The 20336-nt window shown below is 48.6% G+C and carries 18 protein-coding genes; 4 read left to right on the forward strand and 14 right to left on the reverse strand.

Features of this window, described 5'->3' with window-relative positions; translation table 11 throughout:
- Positions 1 to 460 precede the first annotated feature (460 nt).
- Positions 461 to 1072, forward strand: a complete 612-nt coding sequence (locus tag G9Q97_RS14660; protein WP_166148118.1) for a Uma2 family endonuclease — start codon at positions 461 to 463, stop codon at positions 1070 to 1072.
- Between the two features lie 186 nt (positions 1073 to 1258).
- Here G9Q97_RS14660 and G9Q97_RS14665 read toward each other — a convergent pair whose 3' ends face one another.
- The 8 genes from G9Q97_RS14665 to G9Q97_RS14700 form a co-directional block, all read right to left on the reverse strand.
- On the reverse strand, positions 1259 to 1447 hold the full coding sequence (locus G9Q97_RS14665) for a Uma2 family endonuclease (RefSeq protein ID WP_317168766.1): 189 nt from the start codon (positions 1445 to 1447) through the stop codon (positions 1259 to 1261).
- A 14-nt stretch (positions 1448 to 1461) separates the two neighbouring features.
- Entirely contained in the window at positions 1462 to 1986 is a 525-nt protein-coding gene (locus G9Q97_RS14670) for a sulfatase/phosphatase domain-containing protein (protein WP_394352997.1), read from the reverse strand.
- Between the two features lie 172 nt (positions 1987 to 2158).
- Positions 2159 to 2830: a DUF502 domain-containing protein gene (locus tag G9Q97_RS14675; protein ID WP_166148122.1), complete on the reverse strand. Its 672-nt coding sequence runs from the start codon at positions 2828 to 2830 to the stop codon at positions 2159 to 2161.
- 427 nt (positions 2831 to 3257) lie between these two features.
- Positions 3258 to 4571 (reverse strand): peptidoglycan DD-metalloendopeptidase family protein, encoded by a 1314-nt coding sequence (locus G9Q97_RS14680; RefSeq protein WP_166148124.1) that lies wholly within the window; start codon positions 4569 to 4571, stop codon positions 3258 to 3260.
- Between the two features lie 73 nt (positions 4572 to 4644).
- A complete protein-coding gene (locus G9Q97_RS14685) occupies positions 4645 to 5205 on the reverse strand; it encodes a type 1 glutamine amidotransferase domain-containing protein (RefSeq protein ID WP_166148125.1) in 561 nt (186 codons plus the stop codon).
- Between the two features lie 229 nt (positions 5206 to 5434).
- Entirely contained in the window at positions 5435 to 8644 is a 3210-nt protein-coding gene (locus G9Q97_RS14690; protein ID WP_166148127.1) for an error-prone DNA polymerase, read from the reverse strand.
- Positions 8645 to 8683: 39 nt separating this feature from the next.
- The gene (locus G9Q97_RS14695; RefSeq protein WP_166148129.1) at positions 8684 to 10174 is read right to left on the reverse strand and encodes a Y-family DNA polymerase; all 1491 of its coding nucleotides are present in this window, start codon (positions 10172 to 10174) and stop codon (positions 8684 to 8686) included.
- Positions 10167 to 10913 carry an ImuA family protein gene (locus G9Q97_RS14700; RefSeq protein ID WP_166148131.1) on the reverse strand — a complete coding sequence of 249 codons (747 nt, stop codon included), beginning with the start codon at positions 10911 to 10913 and terminating at the stop codon, positions 10167 to 10169. The genes G9Q97_RS14695 and G9Q97_RS14700 overlap by 8 nt, the downstream gene beginning before the upstream one ends.
- Before the next feature lie 70 nt (positions 10914 to 10983).
- On the opposite strand from G9Q97_RS14700, the gene G9Q97_RS14705 reads away from it, so the two are divergent.
- Positions 10984 to 11796: an XRE family transcriptional regulator gene (locus tag G9Q97_RS14705; protein WP_166148133.1), complete on the forward strand. Its 813-nt coding sequence runs from the start codon at positions 10984 to 10986 to the stop codon at positions 11794 to 11796.
- 447 nt (positions 11797 to 12243) lie between these two features.
- Complete coding sequence (locus G9Q97_RS14710) at positions 12244 to 12450, forward strand: hypothetical protein (RefSeq protein ID WP_166148113.1); 207 nt, start codon at positions 12244 to 12246, stop codon at positions 12448 to 12450.
- Between the two features lie 644 nt (positions 12451 to 13094).
- Here the strand turns inward: G9Q97_RS14710 and G9Q97_RS14715 are convergent.
- The 4 genes from G9Q97_RS14715 to G9Q97_RS14730 are packed head-to-tail and all read right to left on the reverse strand — an operon-like array spanning position 13095 to position 18001.
- On the reverse strand, positions 13095 to 14678 hold the full coding sequence (locus G9Q97_RS14715) for a family 16 glycoside hydrolase (RefSeq protein WP_166148134.1): 1584 nt from the start codon (positions 14676 to 14678) through the stop codon (positions 13095 to 13097).
- 44 nt (positions 14679 to 14722) lie between these two features.
- A complete protein-coding gene (locus tag G9Q97_RS14720; protein WP_166148136.1) occupies positions 14723 to 16915 on the reverse strand; it encodes an outer membrane protein assembly factor BamB family protein in 2193 nt (730 codons plus the stop codon).
- A 20-nt stretch (positions 16916 to 16935) separates the two neighbouring features.
- Positions 16936 to 17544, reverse strand: coding sequence for a Uma2 family endonuclease (locus G9Q97_RS14725; RefSeq protein ID WP_166148138.1), 609 nt, complete (start codon positions 17542 to 17544; stop codon positions 16936 to 16938).
- A 25-nt stretch (positions 17545 to 17569) separates the two neighbouring features.
- Positions 17570 to 18001 carry a hypothetical protein gene (locus tag G9Q97_RS14730; RefSeq protein WP_166148139.1) on the reverse strand — a complete coding sequence of 144 codons (432 nt, stop codon included), beginning with the start codon at positions 17999 to 18001 and terminating at the stop codon, positions 17570 to 17572.
- Between the two features lie 497 nt (positions 18002 to 18498).
- Between G9Q97_RS14730 and G9Q97_RS14740 the strand changes: the two genes are divergently transcribed.
- The gene (locus G9Q97_RS14740) at positions 18499 to 19089 is read left to right on the forward strand and encodes a hypothetical protein (RefSeq protein WP_166148141.1); all 591 of its coding nucleotides are present in this window, start codon (positions 18499 to 18501) and stop codon (positions 19087 to 19089) included.
- Between the two features lie 215 nt (positions 19090 to 19304).
- Here G9Q97_RS14740 and G9Q97_RS14745 read toward each other — a convergent pair whose 3' ends face one another.
- On the reverse strand, positions 19305 to 19538 hold the full coding sequence (locus G9Q97_RS14745; protein WP_166148142.1) for an antitoxin: 234 nt from the start codon (positions 19536 to 19538) through the stop codon (positions 19305 to 19307).
- A gap of 152 nt (positions 19539 to 19690) precedes the next feature.
- Positions 19691 to 20299: a Uma2 family endonuclease gene (locus G9Q97_RS14750; RefSeq protein WP_166148143.1), complete on the reverse strand. Its 609-nt coding sequence runs from the start codon at positions 20297 to 20299 to the stop codon at positions 19691 to 19693.
- Positions 20300 to 20336: the final 37 nt, after the last annotated feature.

Consider the following 20336-nt stretch of genomic DNA (forward strand, 5'->3'; position numbering starts at 1 on the left):
ACCGCTTTTCCATAACTTTCTGCTTACGCTGTCAATATACCTGCTTTTTAGTTATTGAAAAAGTGCCTTGTTCAATAGAATTAAATACCGTTTCATATCATTTTCATTCTTCATCATAAAGAAAGTATCTTTCCAACCTTATTCCCCACAGTAAAAACAGGGCAATCTTCCCCCTAATAAAAAAGGTCTTGAAATGGCCCTTGATAAAAGCTCAATCGAAGCCAATAAAGCAGGATATAATCTTCACCAATAAGGGAAATACAGCATGCTTGCATGTTTGCATGCTTTCCTGCTTCCCCTCATTTGAACAGATTTCATACAATTCATGGACAGTTTATGGTCCATCCGATTGCGGAAATTAAAAATACAAATAATTATTTAAAACATTTAGACCTGCAAATGTAGGCGGGAATTTTTTGATCAAAGGAAAAAAATTCCTTCCAAATTGTTAAATTCAGGTATGGAAAAAGAAAAGGCCAAACCTTCCGTAAAAGAACCCGATTTAAGTTATGGGCGGTACACTTATGCGGATTACCTGTCCTGGGATATAGAAGAGATGGTCGAACTGATCAAGGGCAAAGTTTTCAAAAAAGCTGCCGCAGCTCCAAACAGGATTCATCAACGACTAGCGGGAGACCTTCTTACTGAGCTCAACATGTTCCTGAAAGGCAAAACATGCCAGGCCTATATTGCCCCTTTTGATGTACGGCTTCCTGTCCAATCCAAAAAAGACGATAAAATATTTACTGTCGTACAACCGGATATCTGCGTGGTCTGTGACCTCGACAAATTGGACGACAGGGGCTGCATCGGAGCACCTGATCTGGTGGTGGAGGTACTCTCCCCGGGCAACAAACAACTTGAACTCCAGCATAAATACGAGGTGTACGAAGAATCCGGGGTAAAAGAATACTGGCTGATGGATGCAGCCGGACAGACACTATTGATTTACACCCTGGTGCAAGGCAAGTACAAGAGTTCCCGCCTGATGACTTCCGGGGATAGGGCAAGGTCTTCAGCTGTTCTGGGATTTGAACTGGACCTGGAAGCATTTTTTGCGGAAATCAAATAAGATGCATTGGCCAATATCGTGGCTTCCGGATAAAACCTCAGCAATGAAAGAACAGGTTTTACAAATCGTATTCAAAGAAACTTTTCTAAAGTTATTCGATTATTATAATTTTTCCCGATGGTCAGGAACCAACTTTGGAAAAGTTACTGATCCTAATGTAACAAGATAAGGAATTGAATATTTCTATTATTCAATAACTCCAAAAAACCCCTCCAAATCCAGGGTCAACCCTTCGATCACATTTGACTCCACTACATTTCTGGAGATAAATAGCGGTGTGGGAACGTATTTCCCATTTTTAAGACTATAGACAAGCAAATCCCGGGTTCCATCATGAATGATCCAATATTCCCGAACTCCAATGGACGCATACACCTCAAACTTGTGCTTTAATTTTTTTGGTTCAAATACCGATCTGTAAATTGCTGGTTAAGTTTATCGGAGTCACCATACAGGATACGCAGGGCTTCTAGCCGATCGTGCAACTCATTTAGTACCTCTTGGTAGGCAGGATCATCATAGAGATTTTTCATCCCATTGGGGTCTTCCTGCAGATCGTATAATTCCCATTCGTCGATGTTATAGTAAAAATGCATCAATTTGTAGCGGTCTGTCGCCACCCCATAGTGGCGCTTCACCATGTGCACGGAAGGGTGCTCATAATAAGTATAATAAACAGCATCCCGCCAATCTTTACGTTCACCATTCAGCAAGCCCCTAAAGGACTCCCATTGCATGTCCTCCGGAACCGCCACCCCCGTATAGTCTAGAAAGGTAGGCGCAAAATCCAGGTTCTTAACCAGGGCATCTATGACCGTTCCAGGCTCAATTTCCGGTGGATAACGCACCATCAGCGGCATGCGTAGGGACTCTTCGTACATTAAGCGCTTGTCAAACCAGCCGTGTTCACCCAGATAAAAACGCTAAAATGAAAAAAGGCAAAAAAGTAGAAGAAATTCAAAAAAATACCTGTAAACCAAGCGCCTAAAAAATACCCAAGGCCAAGGCATCTACAATTTATGAAGAGAAAAAAAGTCTTTAGATAATTTGCCCTTGATTTAAAATAGCTTTCGAAAAATTAAAATCTTAATCCACAGATGCATCTTGCTTAAGTCCGTCTTTTGTAACAAACAATATGGAAGAACCTGTGCCCATACCAACAATTGAACGCATTGCTTTTTCAGGTTCTATGTCTAAAAATTTTAATTGACAGGCCGGTACATGGTAAATATTTCCATTCATTGGATTTGGTGCAGTAGGTACAAAAATGGTGTACATATCATCTGAGACGGCTTCCGTGACAAAGCCCGTCAGCAGTACCCCTGTGTTGAAGGCATCTACCAACACGACCTGGCTAAATGGCATTTTTTTGAGACCTGTAAACTGGGCAATGGTTTCCTGTATGGTAGAATACAAAGGTATTTGTAATAAATACCTGTATTCAAAAACCTTAAAAATTCGTTTACTTCTGCCGTTGGTGAGTATTAAACCAATTACGAAAATAATTCCAATGAGAATAAGTAATGCAAGCACATTGACAAATAGGGCAGGTGATTCGGAATTATTGTCCAATAATGCACTAATTGGCGAAACCAAATTAAATACGAACTTAAAAATTATGGACAGTAAAAATAAAATAATGATCATGGGTAAAATCAGGAATAAACCATTCAACAAAGTTTTAATAAAGAATGATTTAGTCCAGAAACTTTCTTTAGGAAACTTTTCCCTGCCTGGCAATGGTGCTGAGTTTTTCATTAATCACTAGGGTTTAAATATCAATCGAGTTAGACTACCAAAAAAAATCCAAATTTCACCTTACATCACTTCATCAAAATTTCAATCAGATTCTTAATCTTTTAGAATGGTGGTCCTGCGATTGAAGTATCATCATTCTCAATTGGCAATATTCATGCCTTTTCATTATCCTTAGCCTAATTATTTACACCTAATTTCTTAAAATTAATCAAAACAAATTTTAACTCAGTGTAAGTAAAAGGCGTAATATAGAAACTGAATGAAAGCCTATCTGCTTCGAAGGAATACTGTTCCATTATAAAACGGTGCTTTTTCCCCAGTTAAAAAAACCTATTCCCTTTGTTACACAGGGTGCATGGGCGTTAAAGTCATAAGAAAAATTTCTGTAAAAAACAGGAAAATCTCTTTATCTCAAAAACATAACCTGTCAGACAGGGCTGTCCTGTTTTTTAACCCAAAGGTGGATACCATTTGCCGCAGCCACCAGATCAAACTGCCCAAAGCTACCCAACACTTCTGCCTTCCCGGAAAAGGATGAGTGCTGAAATACAGGAGACCACCAGTTTACCTTTAAAAAATCCGAAGGTTGAATGGTCCTTTGTTCCAGGGGAGTTTCAACAAGCTCTACAAGGTTTTCTGCCAGAAAACCTTGTCTCTCGTCTGGCAATCTGATTCTCAACCAGCCCTGGGTTTTTCCCATTATTCTAAAAACTGCCTGCTTTTCCAATTTGTCCAAAATCATACTACGGGTGCTGGGACCCTGCCGCAAATTAACCAGGGCAGGCTTTACTCTTGCCCAATTGCTGAACAATACCGAATCAGCCATGGAAGATCCTGGTAGTTCCGGTGCCTTCTGAAAGAAACCAAGCGGATCTACGCTTTTCCAACCCGTTGCATAAATTCCAAAATGCAGGTGAGGTGCCGTGGTGCGTGCGTTGCCGGTATTGCCCACCGTACCCAGGGTATCACCAGGTTTTACCTTAGTGCCTACAGCCACCAGCTGGCTATCAAGGTGGGCATAATAAAAGAAATACCTTCCTGATGAAATCCTTACGATCTTTCCCCCCAGGCGATTATTGCCTACACGAGAAACCCTTCCCTCTCTGACCGCCAGTACTGGTGTGCCTCTTGCAGCGAATATATCCACGCCCTCATGTTGCCTCCTTCCGCCTGCTCTTGGATCCCCGAAAAAACTGGCAATATTCAAATAACTCTTTTCCAGTAGGGGAAAACTCAGGGAAGGGGTATAGCTAATGGACAATTCCACCAAACCTCCTCTGAGCAATTCTGGTTGAAGTCGAAGCAAAAATTTATCTCCTGACTTCACTGGGTACTTGCTGGTATATTTTTCCCCTTCTATTTTCAATTCTTCCAGCTCCCCACCTTCTTTTACTTCAAAAAGGTCTATAAACCAGGTTGCACTTGTATCCGAAAGCAGTTTTAAATCAACGGTAATTTTCTGCCCTTCACTGGCCGAAAATAAAAATGAGGCGGCTTCCGGCTCTGCCGGGTCAAACCGGGTCAGCTCCTTATAAGGCAATTCCACCTGATTGCTATCAGCCAGAACCCTTTTTCCAGCCTCTTCCCACTCCCTGACCATGGAATAGTTTTTTAGGTCAGAAGCCTTAAGCCCCTGCAAGTATCTGCCATAGGGACTTGAAGGACGAAGCAATTGCTCTATTTTTGTTCCCTGACAGGACAGGCACAAAATTACCAGCACATATAGGGATATATTTTTCATATTTCATTTAAAAAGCAAAGAGCCTGCCGTTTTAATAGGACAGGCTCTCAGAATTTAAAAATCCAATTGATAACTACAGGGTTTTCTGCTCTTCGTGTACCCCCTCCCGAATTTCTTCGATGAGTTTCTTATTAAAAGCAGGAAGGTCATCGGGTTTACGGGCAGTCACCAGGGCTGAATCGCAAACACACTCGCTGTCGGTCCATGCTACTCCGGCATTGATCAGGTCAGTTTTAATCGAAGGCCAGGAAGTCATTTCCCTGCCTTCCAGAGCACCTGTTTCGATCAATACTTGCGGACCATGACAGATGGCCGCCACCGGTTTACCTTTGGCAAAGAAAGCTTTGATAAATTCAATGGCTTCTTTACTGGTTCTCAATTTATCGGGGTTGATCACACCACCCGGGAGTACCAAGGCGTTGTAATCATCAGGGTTGGCATCACTCAATGGTTGGTCTATTTTGACCTCTCCGGACCAGTTGCCATCTTTCCAGCCTTTGATCGAACTGGCGGGAGAAATGACATGAACAGTTGCTCCCGCCTCCTCCAGGGCCTGCTTGGGGCTTTTCAATTCACTTTCTTCAAATCCTGTTTCAGTTAAAATAGCTACCGTTTTATCTTTTAGCGTTGGCATGTTAGAAAATAGTTTGGTTTAACAATCTTTTCTATCCCCAACCTGATTGACCAAGCCAAACAGGCAGGGCTTTCATAGATTCAACTTCCATGCCATTAACCAGCTTTATCAAAAAAAACATAACAGAACCAATTTTTAAAATGACAAAAACAATTCAATATTAATACTATTTCCTTTTTATTGGATTTTTTTCAATTTAGTTGTTTAAAACGAATAAATCAGTCTGTACTTATTTGAAATCCCGGGAGGGAAACAATTCCCCCTGTTGCCCCTTTTCTACAGTAGAGGTCTGGGGAATTTTTCTCTCTTCGCCTCTTTTTCTGTCCGAGAGGTGGCTTTGTTCCCGAGGATTGGATTGTAGCAGCTTGTTCAGGTTATGACAGGACCGCACCACCACATGGATTACCTCCCCTTCTACCTGCAGTTTCCCGGAAACCATCAGCAGTTTGGACTGCAGGATGACGGATCGGTATTTCTCAAAGGTCTTGGCCCATACCACCAGATTGGCAAAACCGGTCTCGTCTTCAATGGTAATGAAAAGCACCCCCTTGGCCGTACCCGGACGTTGCCTGACCGTAATCAGGCCACAAACCTTGACGAAAGCCCCGTCTTTCATTTTTCCCAAATGGGCTGTGGGGCTTACCCGCAATTGATCCAGCTGATCGCGCAAATGGCTCAGGGGATGGGATTTCAGGGAAAGGGTGGTGGCAGCATAATCCCGGAGTACCTGCTCCATGGGAGGAATGGCTGGCAGGGACACCTCCTTTTCACGGGGCGTCTCCTGCACCTGCCCTGTAAACACACCGATGGGCCTGCCCTGAAGGGCCAATACTTCCCAAAGGGCTTGCCTTCGGTCCAGGCCCAGGGATCGAAAGGCATCCGCATCGGCCAGGCGCTCCAGGGCAGACTTGGGTACCCCGGCATTGATCAGGTCGGTGATATGGACATAGGGTTTTTTCCGCTGCTCCACCAGCAGCTGCATGTCCGACTGATTCAATCCCTTCACCTGCCGGAACCCCAGCCGAATCGATAGGTACTGACCGGATTTTTCCTCAAACACATGGTCCCAGAAGGAGCGGTTTATATCCACCGGCCTTACTTCTACCCCGTGCTTACGGGCATCGCTGACGATCTGTGCCGGTCGGTAAAAACCCATGGGCTGGCTATTGAGCAGGGCCGTAGCAAAAACATCCGGATAGTGGTACTTCAGCCAACAGGAAACGTAGACCAGCAAGGCAAAACTGGCTGCATGGCTTTCGGGAAAACCGTAGCTGCCAAATCCCTCCAGCTGTCGGAACACCCGTTTTGCAAAGTCTTCCTTGTAACCCCGGGCCACCATTCCCCCTACCAACTTTTTCTCGTACTGACTCACCAGCCCATGCGCCTTGAAGGTCGCCATGCTTCGCCGCAGTCCATCTGCTTCCGCCGGGGTAAATCCTGCCGCCACGATGGCAATCTCCATGGCCTGCTCCTGAAACAGGGGCACCCCCAGGGTGCGGCCAAGGATCTCTTCCAGTTCCCGGGAGGGGTATTCCACCGGCTCTTCTCCCCTGCGCCGTTTGAGGTAGGGATGCACCATGTCTCCCTGTATCGGTCCGGGTCGGACAATCGCCACCTCGATCACCAGGTCGTAAAAGGTCCTGGGCTTCAGACGGGGCAACATGGACATTTGGGCGCGGCTTTCTATCTGAAATACTCCCAAGGTGTCTGCATGGCTGATCATCTCGTAGACCCGGGGGTCGTCCTGTGGAATATTGGCCAGGGTAAGCTGCGGGCCGTAATGGGACCGGACCAGGTCAAACGCCTTTCGTATACAGGTCAGCATGCCCAAGGCCAGCACGTCTACTTTCAGAAAACCCAGCGCATCGATATCGTCTTTGTCCCATTCGATGCAGGTCCGGTTTTCCATCCGCGCATGCAGTACCGGACAGAGGTTGGAGAGCTGGTCCCGGGTAATCACAAAGCCCCCGGTATGCTGGCCCAACTGCCGGGGAAACCCCATATACTGCCAGGTAAGCAGCAATGTCTTTCGCAAATGGGAATCCCGGGGATCAAATCCCTGAGAAGACACTTTCTCTCCTCGCAGCCATTCTTTGGTCAGTTCGTGTCCTGACTTGGCAAGCCGGTCCACCGCATCCAATGACAAGCCCATGGCTTTGCCCACGTCCCGTACCGCTCCCTTCCAATGCAGCCGGGTGACAGTGGCCACAATGCCCGCCCGGTCCCGTCCGTACTTTTCGTAAATGTACTGCATCACTTCCTCCCTGCGCTCGTGCTCAAAATCCACGTCGATATCCGGGGGCTCGTTGCGGGCATCGGACATAAAGCGGGCAAACAGCAGCTTGAACTTGGAGGGGTCCACGGAGGTAATGCCCAGGCAATAGCAAACCACCGAATTGGCCGCCGAACCCCGCCCCTGACAGAGAATGCCCCGCTTCCGGGCAAAGCGAACCAAATCGTAAACCGTCAAAAAATAGGATGCATATTCTTTTCGAGCAATGAATTCCAGCTCGAGCTGTATCGTATCCCGAATTCCTTGAGGAGGTTCCCCGCCAAAGCTTTCCCTGGCCCCTTTCCAGGTCAACAACTCCAGCTCCTCCTGCGGACTGCGACCCTCGGTAGTGATTTCCTCCGGGTATTGATAGGTCAACTGGTCCAGGGAAAACCGACAGGATTCGGCGAGTTCCCCTGCACTGCGAAGGGCAGCAGGGTACTCCCGAAACAGGCGGTACATTTCTTCACGGGATTTCAGGTACCGCTCGGCATTGGGATGCAGGCGAAACCCGGCATTTTGAATGGTACATTTTTCCCGGATGCAGGTCAATACGTCCTGCAGGGCCCTTCTTCCCGACGCGTGGTAATGCACATCATTGACCGCCACCAGGGGAATTCCCAGGCTTTGCTCCAGCTGCGCCATCCGAAACAGCCGCTTCTGATCGCTGCCATTGTAGGTAAAAGCGACGGCCAGGTAAAGGCTGTCGCCCAGGGCCTCCCGGTATTCTTCCAGGGAGGAATAAAAGTCCGGCTCAAAATCCAGGTGGGCATTCAGGCTAGTTGGAGGGACTGCGATAAATACGCTACCCCGGGCATGGGCGTATACATCCGCTTTGTACAGGTGACAGATCCCCTTCTCGGCCCGAAGATTGCCCAGGGTAAGCAGGGAAGATAGCCGCCCGTACGCATCCCGGTCTTTGGGATAGGCCAACAGGCTGGGACCATCCAGCAAATCCAGACGGCAGGCCGGAATAAAGCGAAGGCCGGATTCCCTGGCTGCCGCATGTGCCCGGACAATTCCCGCCAGGGTATTTCGGTCGGTCAGGGCCAGGGCTTCGTAGCCCAGCTGAATGGCTCGCTGCACCAATTCTTCCGGGTGCGAACCTCCCCGCAGAAAGGAGAAGTTGGAGGTCACTTGCAATTCGCTATAGGGGGTTGCTTGCATGATTTGTCTGTATAAATAGGTTCAATAAATACCCCTGGGTCAGGAAAAATAGCCGTGCAAAAACCATTGGGGTTCCCCTTTTCCGTATAGTCCCAGCCGGAAAAGCCAGTACCTGCCCCCCTCCGTATCTTCCACACAGTAATAATCCCGGGGCGGCCCGGTTTGCAGCCACCATTCCTGCTCGATGCGCTCCGGTCCATCGGCACGTGCCACCCGAACCAGCTTTCCCTTATGTTTAAAATGTACCGGAGGGTAATCGGGCAGGGGTACCATGACCGTAATGGGTTCCGGTACAGGCAGCAGGTGCAGGGGACGCACCGAATCGGGCCAATCCGTATCGGGCTTTTCGTCCAAGGAGCGTGAAGGCCGCACCGAATGTTCCGGCCAATGTCGCTCCTGAGGCAGGAAACGGTGCATACGGCCCGAACCCAGTTTGGCCCCTATCCGGTCCAGCAGTTCGGCCACCGCAGCCGGATCCCCGGATCGGTGCCAGAGTTGCTCCTGTGGCAGTTGTACCTTTTCCACCAGCAATCCTTCCAGGCTAAATAACTCTATTCCCAAGGCTGGCTCCAGCAAGGGTATTTTCAGGGCAAAGAGCCGGAAAAGGTGCGCCGGATTGTGGGAAGCGCGGCCGGTGCCAATGGTGATTTCCACCGTTTTTCCGTCTACCCGCAGGCCTTTGAATACCGCCTTGCGCAGCCCCTTACCTTCCCTGCTCAGGCGCTGACAGAGGGCGTCCAGCAACTTTTGGAGAGCGATTTCGATGCCTTTGGCCGTGCGAATGGGCTCCAGGCAGGGCAACTGCTCTTCGTAAGGAACCCGGGGCTGTACCGGTTGAAAGGCTTCCTCTTCCCTACCCAGGGCCTGCCCCAACCGAAGCAGCAACCCCTCCCCAAATCGCCTGCGCAAGGTAGCCGCCGGCAGGTCGATAAACTGCTGGATTTGCCGGAAACCCAGTTTTTCCAGCCCCTCCAGCGTCCGCGATTCCAGGCGAAGCGCAGCCGGAGGCATGGGCAGCAAGGCTTCCTGCTGCCCTCCCACTCCGGCGATGCTGCCCTGTTCCCCGTACCGGGCCAGTGCCCAGGCTGCCCCAATGGTATCGGCGATGGCCGCCCGTACCCGGTAGCCTTTGCCTTCCAGGGCAGATACCAGGTCCTTCATGTAGGCCGATTCACCTCCCCAAAGATGTGGACAACCCGAAATATCCAGCATCAGTCCGGAAGGAGGATCGGCAGCGGAGACTGGGGTGTACCGCAGGCACCACTCGGCCAGCCGGCAGAGGAGCCGCTTTCCCCAACCGGGCCTGTCGGGAAAGATCAGTAAATCCGGAAAAATGGCCCTGGCATCTGCCACGGCCCTTCCCGGACGAATGCCCCTTGCAAAAGCCTCCCGGCTGCTAGCCTGCACAATGGCCCGACCCCGTTCGTTGCCGGCCAATACGAAGGGCTTTCCCCGGAGTTCCGGCTGTCGAATGGCCATCCGGTCCGTGGTCAGGTGACAAAACCAGAGGGATAGAAAACGCTTAGGCATAATTCCTCCTGTTTTGGGTAATTGCCTGCCTCTTCTCCTCTCGGAAAACTTCCTGAAAACCCTGTCCGTCCCATTGCAGCTGCCAGTCGCCCGGTCTTCCATTTCGGACCTTAATCAAGCCTACCCTCCAGACAGGAAAGCCCAGTCCCGGCATGCACGTCGACATGGGTGTCGGACCTGGGGCCACCTTCCAGCGGGTAGCACAGGCCAGGGCATGCAGGCTACGGGGCTGATGGCGGTGCACGAAGCCGGTGACACGGCTCCGCTCTACTGCCAATTGCAGGCGCTGGGATTCGGAGAAACCCAACTCCCTGATTTCCCCGACCACCGCTACCAGGGCTTCGCAACTGAGGGCCTGCTCCAGTGACCACAGCAGGTCTTTTTCCCTGGGTACGTTCACAAACACCACCCGTTCTGGTGCTACTCCGAAACGCTTCAAGGCAGGAGGAAATACCTGGGGCCGGACCCCCAACCAAAGGCAAAATCCGCCTTTTTGCAGCAGCATGCCCAGAAGCACGGCCAAAAAGCCCTGGGTGGAAGCCGCCTCGGATGGGGTATGGCTGATAAATTCGTGGTTGGCGGCCAGGGGAAATGCCCCGCCCGAGAAGGCCGCATGCAAGGGACCCAGCTGCAGCCTGGAATCCGGTTGCTGCCCTTTTTGGGGAAGGTATCCTTCCAGGGCCATGATTTCCTGCTTTAACTGCCGCAGCCGGTCCATTTTATCACTATTTCCTTTCATCGTTTTCACAGAATGCCTATATTTGACACGATTCGTATCAAATCGTTGACTCTAATACTACCAAACTTCGATGAAAAAGTCAAAAAACTTTTTTCCAGGTAATCTGAAATTTCTCCGGGAGCGGAAGGGCTTGACCCAGCAAGGACTGGCGGCCGACCTGGAACTAACCCGGTCCAAACTCAATGCCCTGGAATCCGGGCAGACCAAGGCGCCCTCCCCGGAGGATTTTCTGGGCATCTCCAGTTATTTCGGGATCAGCATTGACAGCCTGATACGGGTAGACCTGCGTACGCTGGGGGAGTTGAAATTGCGGGATCTGGAAGCTGGAAACGACGTGTACATGCGGGGCGGCAACCTGCGGGTTTTGGCCATCAGCGTGGACAAGGGCAACCAGGAAAACGTGGAATACGTGCCCATAAAAGCCAAAGCGGGCTACCTTTCGGGTTACAACGATCCCGAGTTTATCGCCTCCCTGCCCCGGTTTTCCCTACCCAACCTTCCCCGGCAGGGTACCTACCGGATATTCCCCACCGTGGGGGATTCCATGTTGCCCATTCCGGGGGGAAGCGACATCATCACGAGGTACCAGGACGACTGGACGGCCCTGAAGCCGGATAGCCCCTGCGTGGTGATACTGAGTGGGCAGCAGGATTTTGTATTTAAGTTGGTGACCGTACAGGCCGCAGGGCAGCTGCTGCTTCGCTCCCTGAACCCGATCTTTGAACCCTATACCGTGCCTGTAGGCGAGGTAGCGGAGATCTGGAAATTTCATGCCTACACGAGCAACGAAATCCCTGAACCCGAAACCGACCTGCAGCAACTGGTCCGGGCGGTTCGAGAAATGCAGCAGGAGATTAAGGGAATTCATGGAAAAGGAAATTAGCCTGGTGAATAAAGGTAAAACCAAGGGGATACACCGAAAAATGAACACCTTTCGGAGTGAGGAGTGAGTATGGATTGAAATTTTACATAAGAAAATCAATATATAATGCCTACAGCTGAAGCAGTAGGCAATTGATTATAAGGAGCCTGGTTCTAAATGAATATTTCCTCATTAGGAATGTGGCTTTAGACCATCCTTTGAAAAACTATACAAATGTTTGCAGACTTCTGGAATAATAATTCGGTTCAACTTAGAACCAACATTCAGTTTAGCGGGCCCATTTGTATGCAGAATTGGAGGTTGACTTCTTTGCGATTGGTTAGTAGATATAATATGTAATTGGACCTGGATGTTGCAACTAATCGATCAAAAGAATGAAAGATTCCTTCCAAATAATCCACACTTGGAAGGAAGCCCCGTGCAGCGTTTAGCTAGCCCACTTAAATCATGAATAACACACTCAAAAACGGAAAACTAAAAAATAGATTTATAATCGGGAGTGTTGGCATGGCCATTTTATTTATGGCATTTGGATCCTACGGGTCTTTTAATCCATTTGAGATCGGATTTTACACCTCCATAGGGGCTGGAATAGGATGGTTCTATATAAGCTATTATGGCTTTAAATGGTTGCTGGGGAATAATAAATCCTAAACAATTGGTTTATTTATATTGTATCTAATAAATTTTTATTAATAGCAGGTCCAAAAATTTGGACCTGCTATTTTTTTTTGGCTCTAAAACAAACAACCTGATGGTGTTTAACCAAAACTTTAGAATTTATTATTACCACAAAGTTAGTGCACAAGCCTGATTTAACTTTGCTGCCTTTTCCTGTTTACCAAAATAAACCAGTAAATCAAGGTACCTATAAAAACAAAGGCACTAAATAAAATTCCCCAACCGTACAGATAATGTTCAGAGAGGACTTTTAATGCAGCAAAAACAATAACTCCCAGCGCGGATAATCCCAAAGTACCTAATAACCTATTCATCATTTATTTGCTTATTTCTTAAATGGCACACCCTAATACAGCTCCAACTACACAAAAGGGACTTAATACCCAACACCCTATTCAAGGTAAAATGATCAAACCTTGATGTAGATCAACCAAAAAGCGATCGTGGCATGAAATAGTAGCTATGGCATTAGGCACCCTTCAGCGTTCGAATTTCATCCGCCAAAACAGGAATATTCTTATGAATCAACTTGACCATCTGATCAAAGATACATCAAAATTTCAATAATCCCTTGGCCTAAATTATAACATCCGTATACAGGCAATTTGTCCACCCATTCAATTTCCTCCAAAAAAATCCTTCCAGGCCTCCGCCTTTAGGGCCTTGTCTTCGGTGCCGGTATAGATCAGCAGGCGGTAGCGGATGGTTTCTGACTCACCGGCAGCCAGGCCCCAGTCACCCAGTATTTGCCGGGAAGGGCCCAGGCCCATTTGGCTGTCTACCCGCCAGGGGGTAGGGAAAGCCGCATTGTCCGGATGATCCAGAATGGCAATACGGGCAAAGTCATCCCGCCCGTCCAGCTGTATCCCGATATCGCTCCAGATGGCCCGCTGTCCCTCCAGCTCCATGCCCCGGTGTCCGGAGGCACTTACGATCTCTCCCACCGTCTCCGGTATCCAGGGCATGCGTACAAAAAGGCCTCCCACATAGAATTTTCCCATCACCACATCCTTTTTGGCCTCCCCCTGCCATTCCAGGTCCAGCACATAGCGGTCGGCATAAGCCTGAAGGGACCAGTTTTGGGTTTCTACCAAAATGACCTCGCCCTCTTCGTCCAGCATCTCGTACACGGTCTGCCAACGAACCCTTTCCCCATCGTCCTTAAGAACGTCTGCCGATACCCGTCGCCAATAATCCCGGTTCCAGTTCATAAAGAAATCACGTTCGTTTACCCGCTTTAAGCCCCAGTAGATCCCGGTTTGATGAGGATGATGGTCAGGGCGGTATTCGGTCAACTCTCCCCTGCCGTCCGGAGCCAGTATTGGATGCAGGTAGGGCCTTTCGTCCGGTTTTGCACTTTGGGTCAGGATGGGTGCTGTTTTGTCTCCCGCATGGACGACGATACGACCTGCTTGCCGATCCTGATCGATGCGAAGTGAAAGGGGGTTCACGGCCCGGGGAGCCTCGGAGGAAGGCAGCAAACTGACCACCGGCACCTGCTCTTCCATTGGGGTGAGCTCCAGACTTCCCTTTTGGATTCGGATATTGCGAAACCGGATGGAAAAACTTCCCTGCGGATCGTTTTCATTGTTGGCATGCAGCTGCAGACCGATAAAACCCTGGAGGTAGCGGTCGTCTTCCAGATGGGCAACGGGTACTCCGTTTACCCAGGTCCGGATCATCGGACCTACCGCTTCTATGCGGTAATGGTTCCATTGGTAACCGTCTTCATTATCCCGTTTGAAAGCTGCTTTTGCTTCCGGACCCATTTTTTCGGGTGGGTAGATCCAGCCCCGATCGGCTCCTTCTTCATAAATGGCGCCGCTCCACTGCTGAGGCTTGGGATCGACTTCCATCTGATAGCCGTGCACCCGGCCGTTTTTATATGCTGAGTAGCTTTGTGAACGAAATTGGATACCCGAATTGTTCATCAGCGTATCCACCGATACCTCCAGCTCCAGCACAAAATCACCAAATTGCTGTTCGGTACACAAAAATCCGTTGGGTTGACCCGGAACGGTGCTCCCAACGATCATCCCGTCCTTTACCTCCCATTTATGGGCTCCGTTCAATTCCTTCCAGCCGCTAAGATCCTTGCCGTTGAAAAGGGATTGCCAGGTCTGTTCCTGAGCCAGGAGAGAGAATGGAGCCAGGATGGTTGCGAACGAGAGCAGTAAGAAGAGTGGGTTGCGAGGTATCATGATCATTTTTTGGGTTCATTGTCGTTTTAAAAAAGATTGATTTATCATTCAGGCAGGGCAAAGGCAATGACCGAATCTCCGTGTGGGGTGCCGTTTTTCCCTCCCCCGCCGGCAGTAATGACCAGGAATTGTTTTCCATCTATCTGGTAAACGCTGGGGGTGGCGTAGCCGCCTGCCGGGAGTTGGTATTCCCACAGTACCTGCCCGGAAAAGGTATCAAAGGCCCGGATCTTTTCATCGGGAGTTCCTGCAATAAATACCAGGTTTCCGGCAGTTGCCACCGGACCACCGAAACTTTTGGCACCGGTGTTTCGAATGCCTTTGGCCACCAATTCGGGGTATTCACCCAGCGGGACCTTCCACAGGATTTCACCCTTATCCAGGTCTACGGCGTTAAGGGTTCCCCAGGGAGGTGCGATGGCAGGATAGCCATTCTGATCCACAAAGAAGGGGGCTACGTTGGCGTAGCGAGGTGCTTTGGTCGGGTTGGAACCGGAGTCAGCGGGCTTGTCTTCCTCCCGCTGCCCGGGGCTGCTTTCCAGGTAAACCAGCAAATCATCCAGCTGCCTATCTGTAAACTGGGCAAAAGCTGGCATCATGCCCCGGCCATAGCTCAGTACGGATTTGATGGAATCCCCGCTGATCTGCAGGTTTTGAAGGGGTGGGTACAGGGGAGGATTGCCCACTTTGTTGATCCCATGACAGGCGGTGCAGGCAGTGTTGTACAGTGCTTTTCCCCGTTGAAGCGGGGAGGCCGATGCGGTATCCAGATCTGCATCCACCGGCACCAGGCTATGGATAGTGGGTGCCTCGTTAATATTCACGTAAAGGACATTGGTGGCCGGATCAAAAGCCGCACCGCCCCATTCGGCACCGCCCTGATGCCCGGGCATGGTGATCACCCCTGCCCGGGATGCCGGGGTATACAAAGGGCCGGTTTCATGCTGTCGAAAGATATTTAAAACATATTCCCGGGTTTCAGGAGTTATGTTACTCAGGTCCGCTTCACGAAGGCTGGTGCGGTTGAGTGGGGGTGGTTTTAAGGGAAAGGGTTGGGTGGGCCAGGCTTCTTCTCCCGGCACCTTCGAGGGAGGAACGGGCAGATCAACTACCGGAAATACCGGTTCGCCAGTTTCCCTATCCAGAACAAAGGTAAATCCCTGTTTGGTCAGTTGCACCACGATATCCCGGGACGTACCGTCTGCCGTAACGGTGGCCAAGATGGGAGCCGGAGGCAAGTCGTAATCCCAGATGTCGTGACGCAGGGTTTGGTAATGCCAGATGCGCTTGCCGGTGCTGGCATCGAGTGCTATCACGCAATTGGCAAAGAGATTTTCTCCCTTGCGCATGCCGCCATAGATAAAATCCGGCGCGGGGGAACCGGTGGCCAGGAAAACCCAACCTCTTTCCTCGTCCACGGTCAATCCACCCCAGGGATTGGTACCGCCATAACTCACCCCTTCCTCAAATTCCCAGGTATCGTAGCCCAATTCCCCCGGTTGGGGAATGGTATTAAATATCCATCTAAATTCTCCGGTAAGGGCATCGTAACCCCGCACGTCTCCGGGGGTGGAAGGCGCTCCTTCGGGCGTTCTTCCCCCGATGATGAGCATGTCTTTATACACCATGCCCTGGGTGGTGGCCTCAAAGTCAACTTCTTCAGGATCCTGGGGCAGGTTTTTGCGTAAATCGATCCAGCCGTTTTCACCAAAGGTAGTGATCAGGGTACCGGTACGGGCATCTATGGCATAGACCCGGTCCTTTACGAAGTTCAGGATGCGTTTATTTTCTCCATTTTTATCTTCCCAGTAGGTAAGTCCGCGGTTTCTGCCCCGAAAGGGGCGTTCGTCGTTTCGGTAGCTATTCGGGCGAAACACCCACACTTCCTCCCCGGTGGTGGCATCCAGTGCGACGGCATTCACTTCCGGCGTGGTGAAATAAAGCAGACCGTCTATGATAATGGGATTGGCATACATGCCCGGTCCCACGGGATTGCCGTGCTGGTATTCCCAGACTTTTTCCAGTTGCTGCACATTTCCGGCATGGATTTGATCCAGCTCGGAATATTGGATACCAGAAGAGTGGCCCCGATAAATCCCCCAGTCCATATGGTTGTTGAGGCGGCTTTGGTAGGCTGGCTCCTGAGATTGATCCCTGGATTCGGGATTACAAGCGGAAAAAAGCACGGAGTAAAGTAGAAAAGGTAAGTAATGGCTTTTTGGGTTCGTTTTTCTCATTTAGGTCATTGATTTAAAAGCTATTCGATATCCCCAAAAAACTCCTCCAAATCCAGTTCAAACCCCTTGATCACCTTGGATTCGACCAAATGCCCTGAAGTAAACAAAATTGAAGGGAGATATTTTCCATCGATAAGGCTATAGATGAGCAAATCCTGCGTTTCGGAATGGATGATCCAGTATTCCCTGACTCCGTTGGACTCGTAGAGATTAAATTTATATTTCAGTTCGACTTTACTATTACCGGGAGATAGAATTTCCACGATCAGGTCTGGTGCTCCGATGCAACCTCGCTCATCCAATTTCTCCGGATTACAAATTACACAAATATCCGGCTGTACCACATCATGTATTTTCTTATCTTCTTTGGATGACGTTGGAAAGCGCACATCGAAGGGCGCAGAATAAACCTGGCATTTTTTTCCTCTCAGAAAATTGCCTAACCTTAAAAATAACTCCCCCGAAACTTTTTGGTGAATCCTTTTCGGAGCAGCCGCAGCTTTCTTAAAAATCTTCCCTTTGATCAGCTCGACCACTTCCTCCATCTGCCAGGTCAGGTAATCGGCGTAGGAATGGTTGGTGTATTCCAGATCCGGTTCTTTGACGGTATCGTCCTTTTTGGCATTCATGGAATAAATATAATAAATTCAGCCATTATTTGCCATCCTCAACCCACCTTTCGCCGCTTAGGAAATAGGGCAATGGCATCATCGATGATGCGCTGGGGATAGCCCAATCCAGCACCGGAATCAGTCCCACATCTCGGGTCTCCAAGATCCAGCGATCCAGTTCTTCAGACAGGCTTCTTACCCTGGCTTTGGAGGCTGGCTGTTCGACAAGGTTATCTACCTGCCAGGGGTCTGCTTCTGTATCAAAGAATTGTTCCAGGGGTTTGGGTTGGTAAAATTGGGATTGAATTTCATTGGTATTCCCAGCCTCATAAGCCGCTTCATAGGCCCGCCAATTGGCTTGCACCTGGTAGCTGTACCGGGAATCCCTGCCCCTGGGTCTGTGGGGCATAAAGTATCGGATATAATTGTACTTTCCATCGGTCACTGCCCTGGAGAAATCATAGCGTTCGGTCATTCTATCCCTGAAAAAATGAACGAAATCAGGGGATTCAGTGGATTCCTTCCCAAAAAGGACCGTCCCTGCATGATAGCAAAATTGTACAACCGGCCTAATAGCCTGTCTTCATTAATATTTGGGAATGCGATGCAGAATGACGTTCAAGACCGGAAAAAGCCTTTTTCCTGGAGCGTTCTATATCCCAATACTCCTCCGACTCCATTAAATATAGGATACTTTTTCACGTGGTAAACGACATGCCTTCATCACTGGTTCCGGTCAGACCCAGATCGGTGGCCCTACGATCACTTTCCCCTATGAAGATATCGCCATTGTTTGTGGTCACCATTAGGTCGAACTGATAGGATTTTTTGGCATAATATGGACTCCAGTCTACCCCCAAAACCCAATATTCCTGAATTTTCCATGTATTTTTGCAAAGAAGTTTTGTCCAAACAGATAATCGTTAAATAGCTGGATTATGTTATGACCCAGCCAATAAAACTATAACCGAAATGTCACGGTCAAAAAAGTGTATTCTCTTCGCTTTAATGGGCTTTTTGATGATTGCCCAGAATAAGTTGAGTGCTCAATCTGAGCCGGAGACCGAGGCCGATATTTTCACGGCGAAAAACTCCGTACATGCCGAATTACTGGGGAACTCTGGTGGCTATGCGCTTAATTATGGACGTATCCTTCACCAAAAAAACAGGATGAAACTTTGGGGAAGTGCGGGCTTTTCTTTGCGTCGTCGTGGAAGTAGTGAGCCCATATTTTCAGCCCATTGGATACCTTACTTTCCAGCAGAGATTACAGTTTTTTTGGGAAAGTCCAAGCATAATTTGGAATTAGGAGCCGGGTTCTATACCCTACGTAACAGATCCTATACCGTTGAAGAAAGTTTGCCGAATTTTATAAGAGAAGAAATACATTGGGACCAGTTTATTCTGGCCAGGATAGGTTACCGGTATCAAAAACCTGAAGGAGGCTTCTTTTTCAGGGCTGCCTACACTCCGGGGATTCAATTTTTCAATTCCGAAACTTGGGGGAAGGAAGTGTTCTATAGTCCATTCCTGATTGGAATCAGTTTAGGACATAGTTTTTAAAAGATGCCACTAGCCAAAAAAATATATTCTGCGCTCTCTTTTCTATCCTGAAAAGGTCTTGGCGGACAAACTATATGCCACCCCATAATACGGTTCGGCAATTGTGATTGTAGAAACCCTAAACATTGAAATGGGAAAGGACCTGAACTTCTTCAGACCGATTTCAGGCCGGTTCTTGATAAGGTAAATACAAATATTCGTATCCAAAAGGTATTTCAAAACGTTTCTCTTTGCTGGAGGGGAGGTTGGTTTCGTCCTTCTTCGAAATAATCATCCGAAAATGAGGTAAGACTCTGCGTTACCATTTCCCATGAACTGGCTTTAGGGCTGAAAAGTAGCGAGGATCCTATCCTGCGGATGTAGAATTGCTTTTCATCCGTATTGAATTCCTTTGGCAATCTGAGGGCCTGACTATTTCCACTCTTAAATACTTTAGCTGTCTTTTCCATAATCAATTCCGAAGGTTTTGTATATACGCATTAGTATACAAAGATATACTAAATGAAACGAATCCAGTTGTTTGTAAATCAACGATTTTCTTGAAAATTCTCAGCCGGTAAAAAATATTTTTTTCGGTAGGACACAGGTAATTTTCAGATCCCTACTCGATATCTTCAAAAAACTCCTCCAAATCAAGTGTAAACCCTTCGATCACTTTTGACTCCACCGCATCTCCTGAAGTAAAAAGCCTCGAGGGAACATATTTTCCATTGAAAAGGCTATAAATAAGCAAATCCTGCGTTTCTGCATGGATGATCCAATATTCCCTGACCCCGTTAGATTCATAAAGCTCAAACTTATGCTTCAATTCTGTTTTGCTATTGCTGGGGGAAAGAATCTCAACAATCAGGTCTGGGGCTCCGATGCAGCCCCGCTCATCCAATTTTTCGGTATCACAAATCACACAGATGTCGGGCTGTACTACGTCATGGATTTCATGATCTGCTTTGGATAATTTCGGGAACCGCACATCGAAAGGTGCCTCGTAGACCTGGCAGGGTTTGTCTTCCAGGAAGTTATAGAGCTTAGCAGCTAACTTTATTGAAATCCGCTGATGGATGCGTCTGGGAGCAGCAGCAGCTTTTTTAAAGATTTTCCCTTTGATCAGCTCTACCACTTCCTCCATCTGCCAGGTCAGGTAATCGGCATAGGAATGGTTGGTGTATTCCAGATCCGGTTCTTTGACGGTATCGTCCTTTTTGGAATTCATTTAATAAATATAGTGAATTCAGTCATTATTTGCCACC

It is taken from the genome of Cyclobacterium plantarum, from assembly GCF_011290685.1.
GTDB classification, from domain to species: Bacteria; Bacteroidota; Bacteroidia; order Cytophagales; family Cyclobacteriaceae; genus Cyclobacterium; species Cyclobacterium plantarum.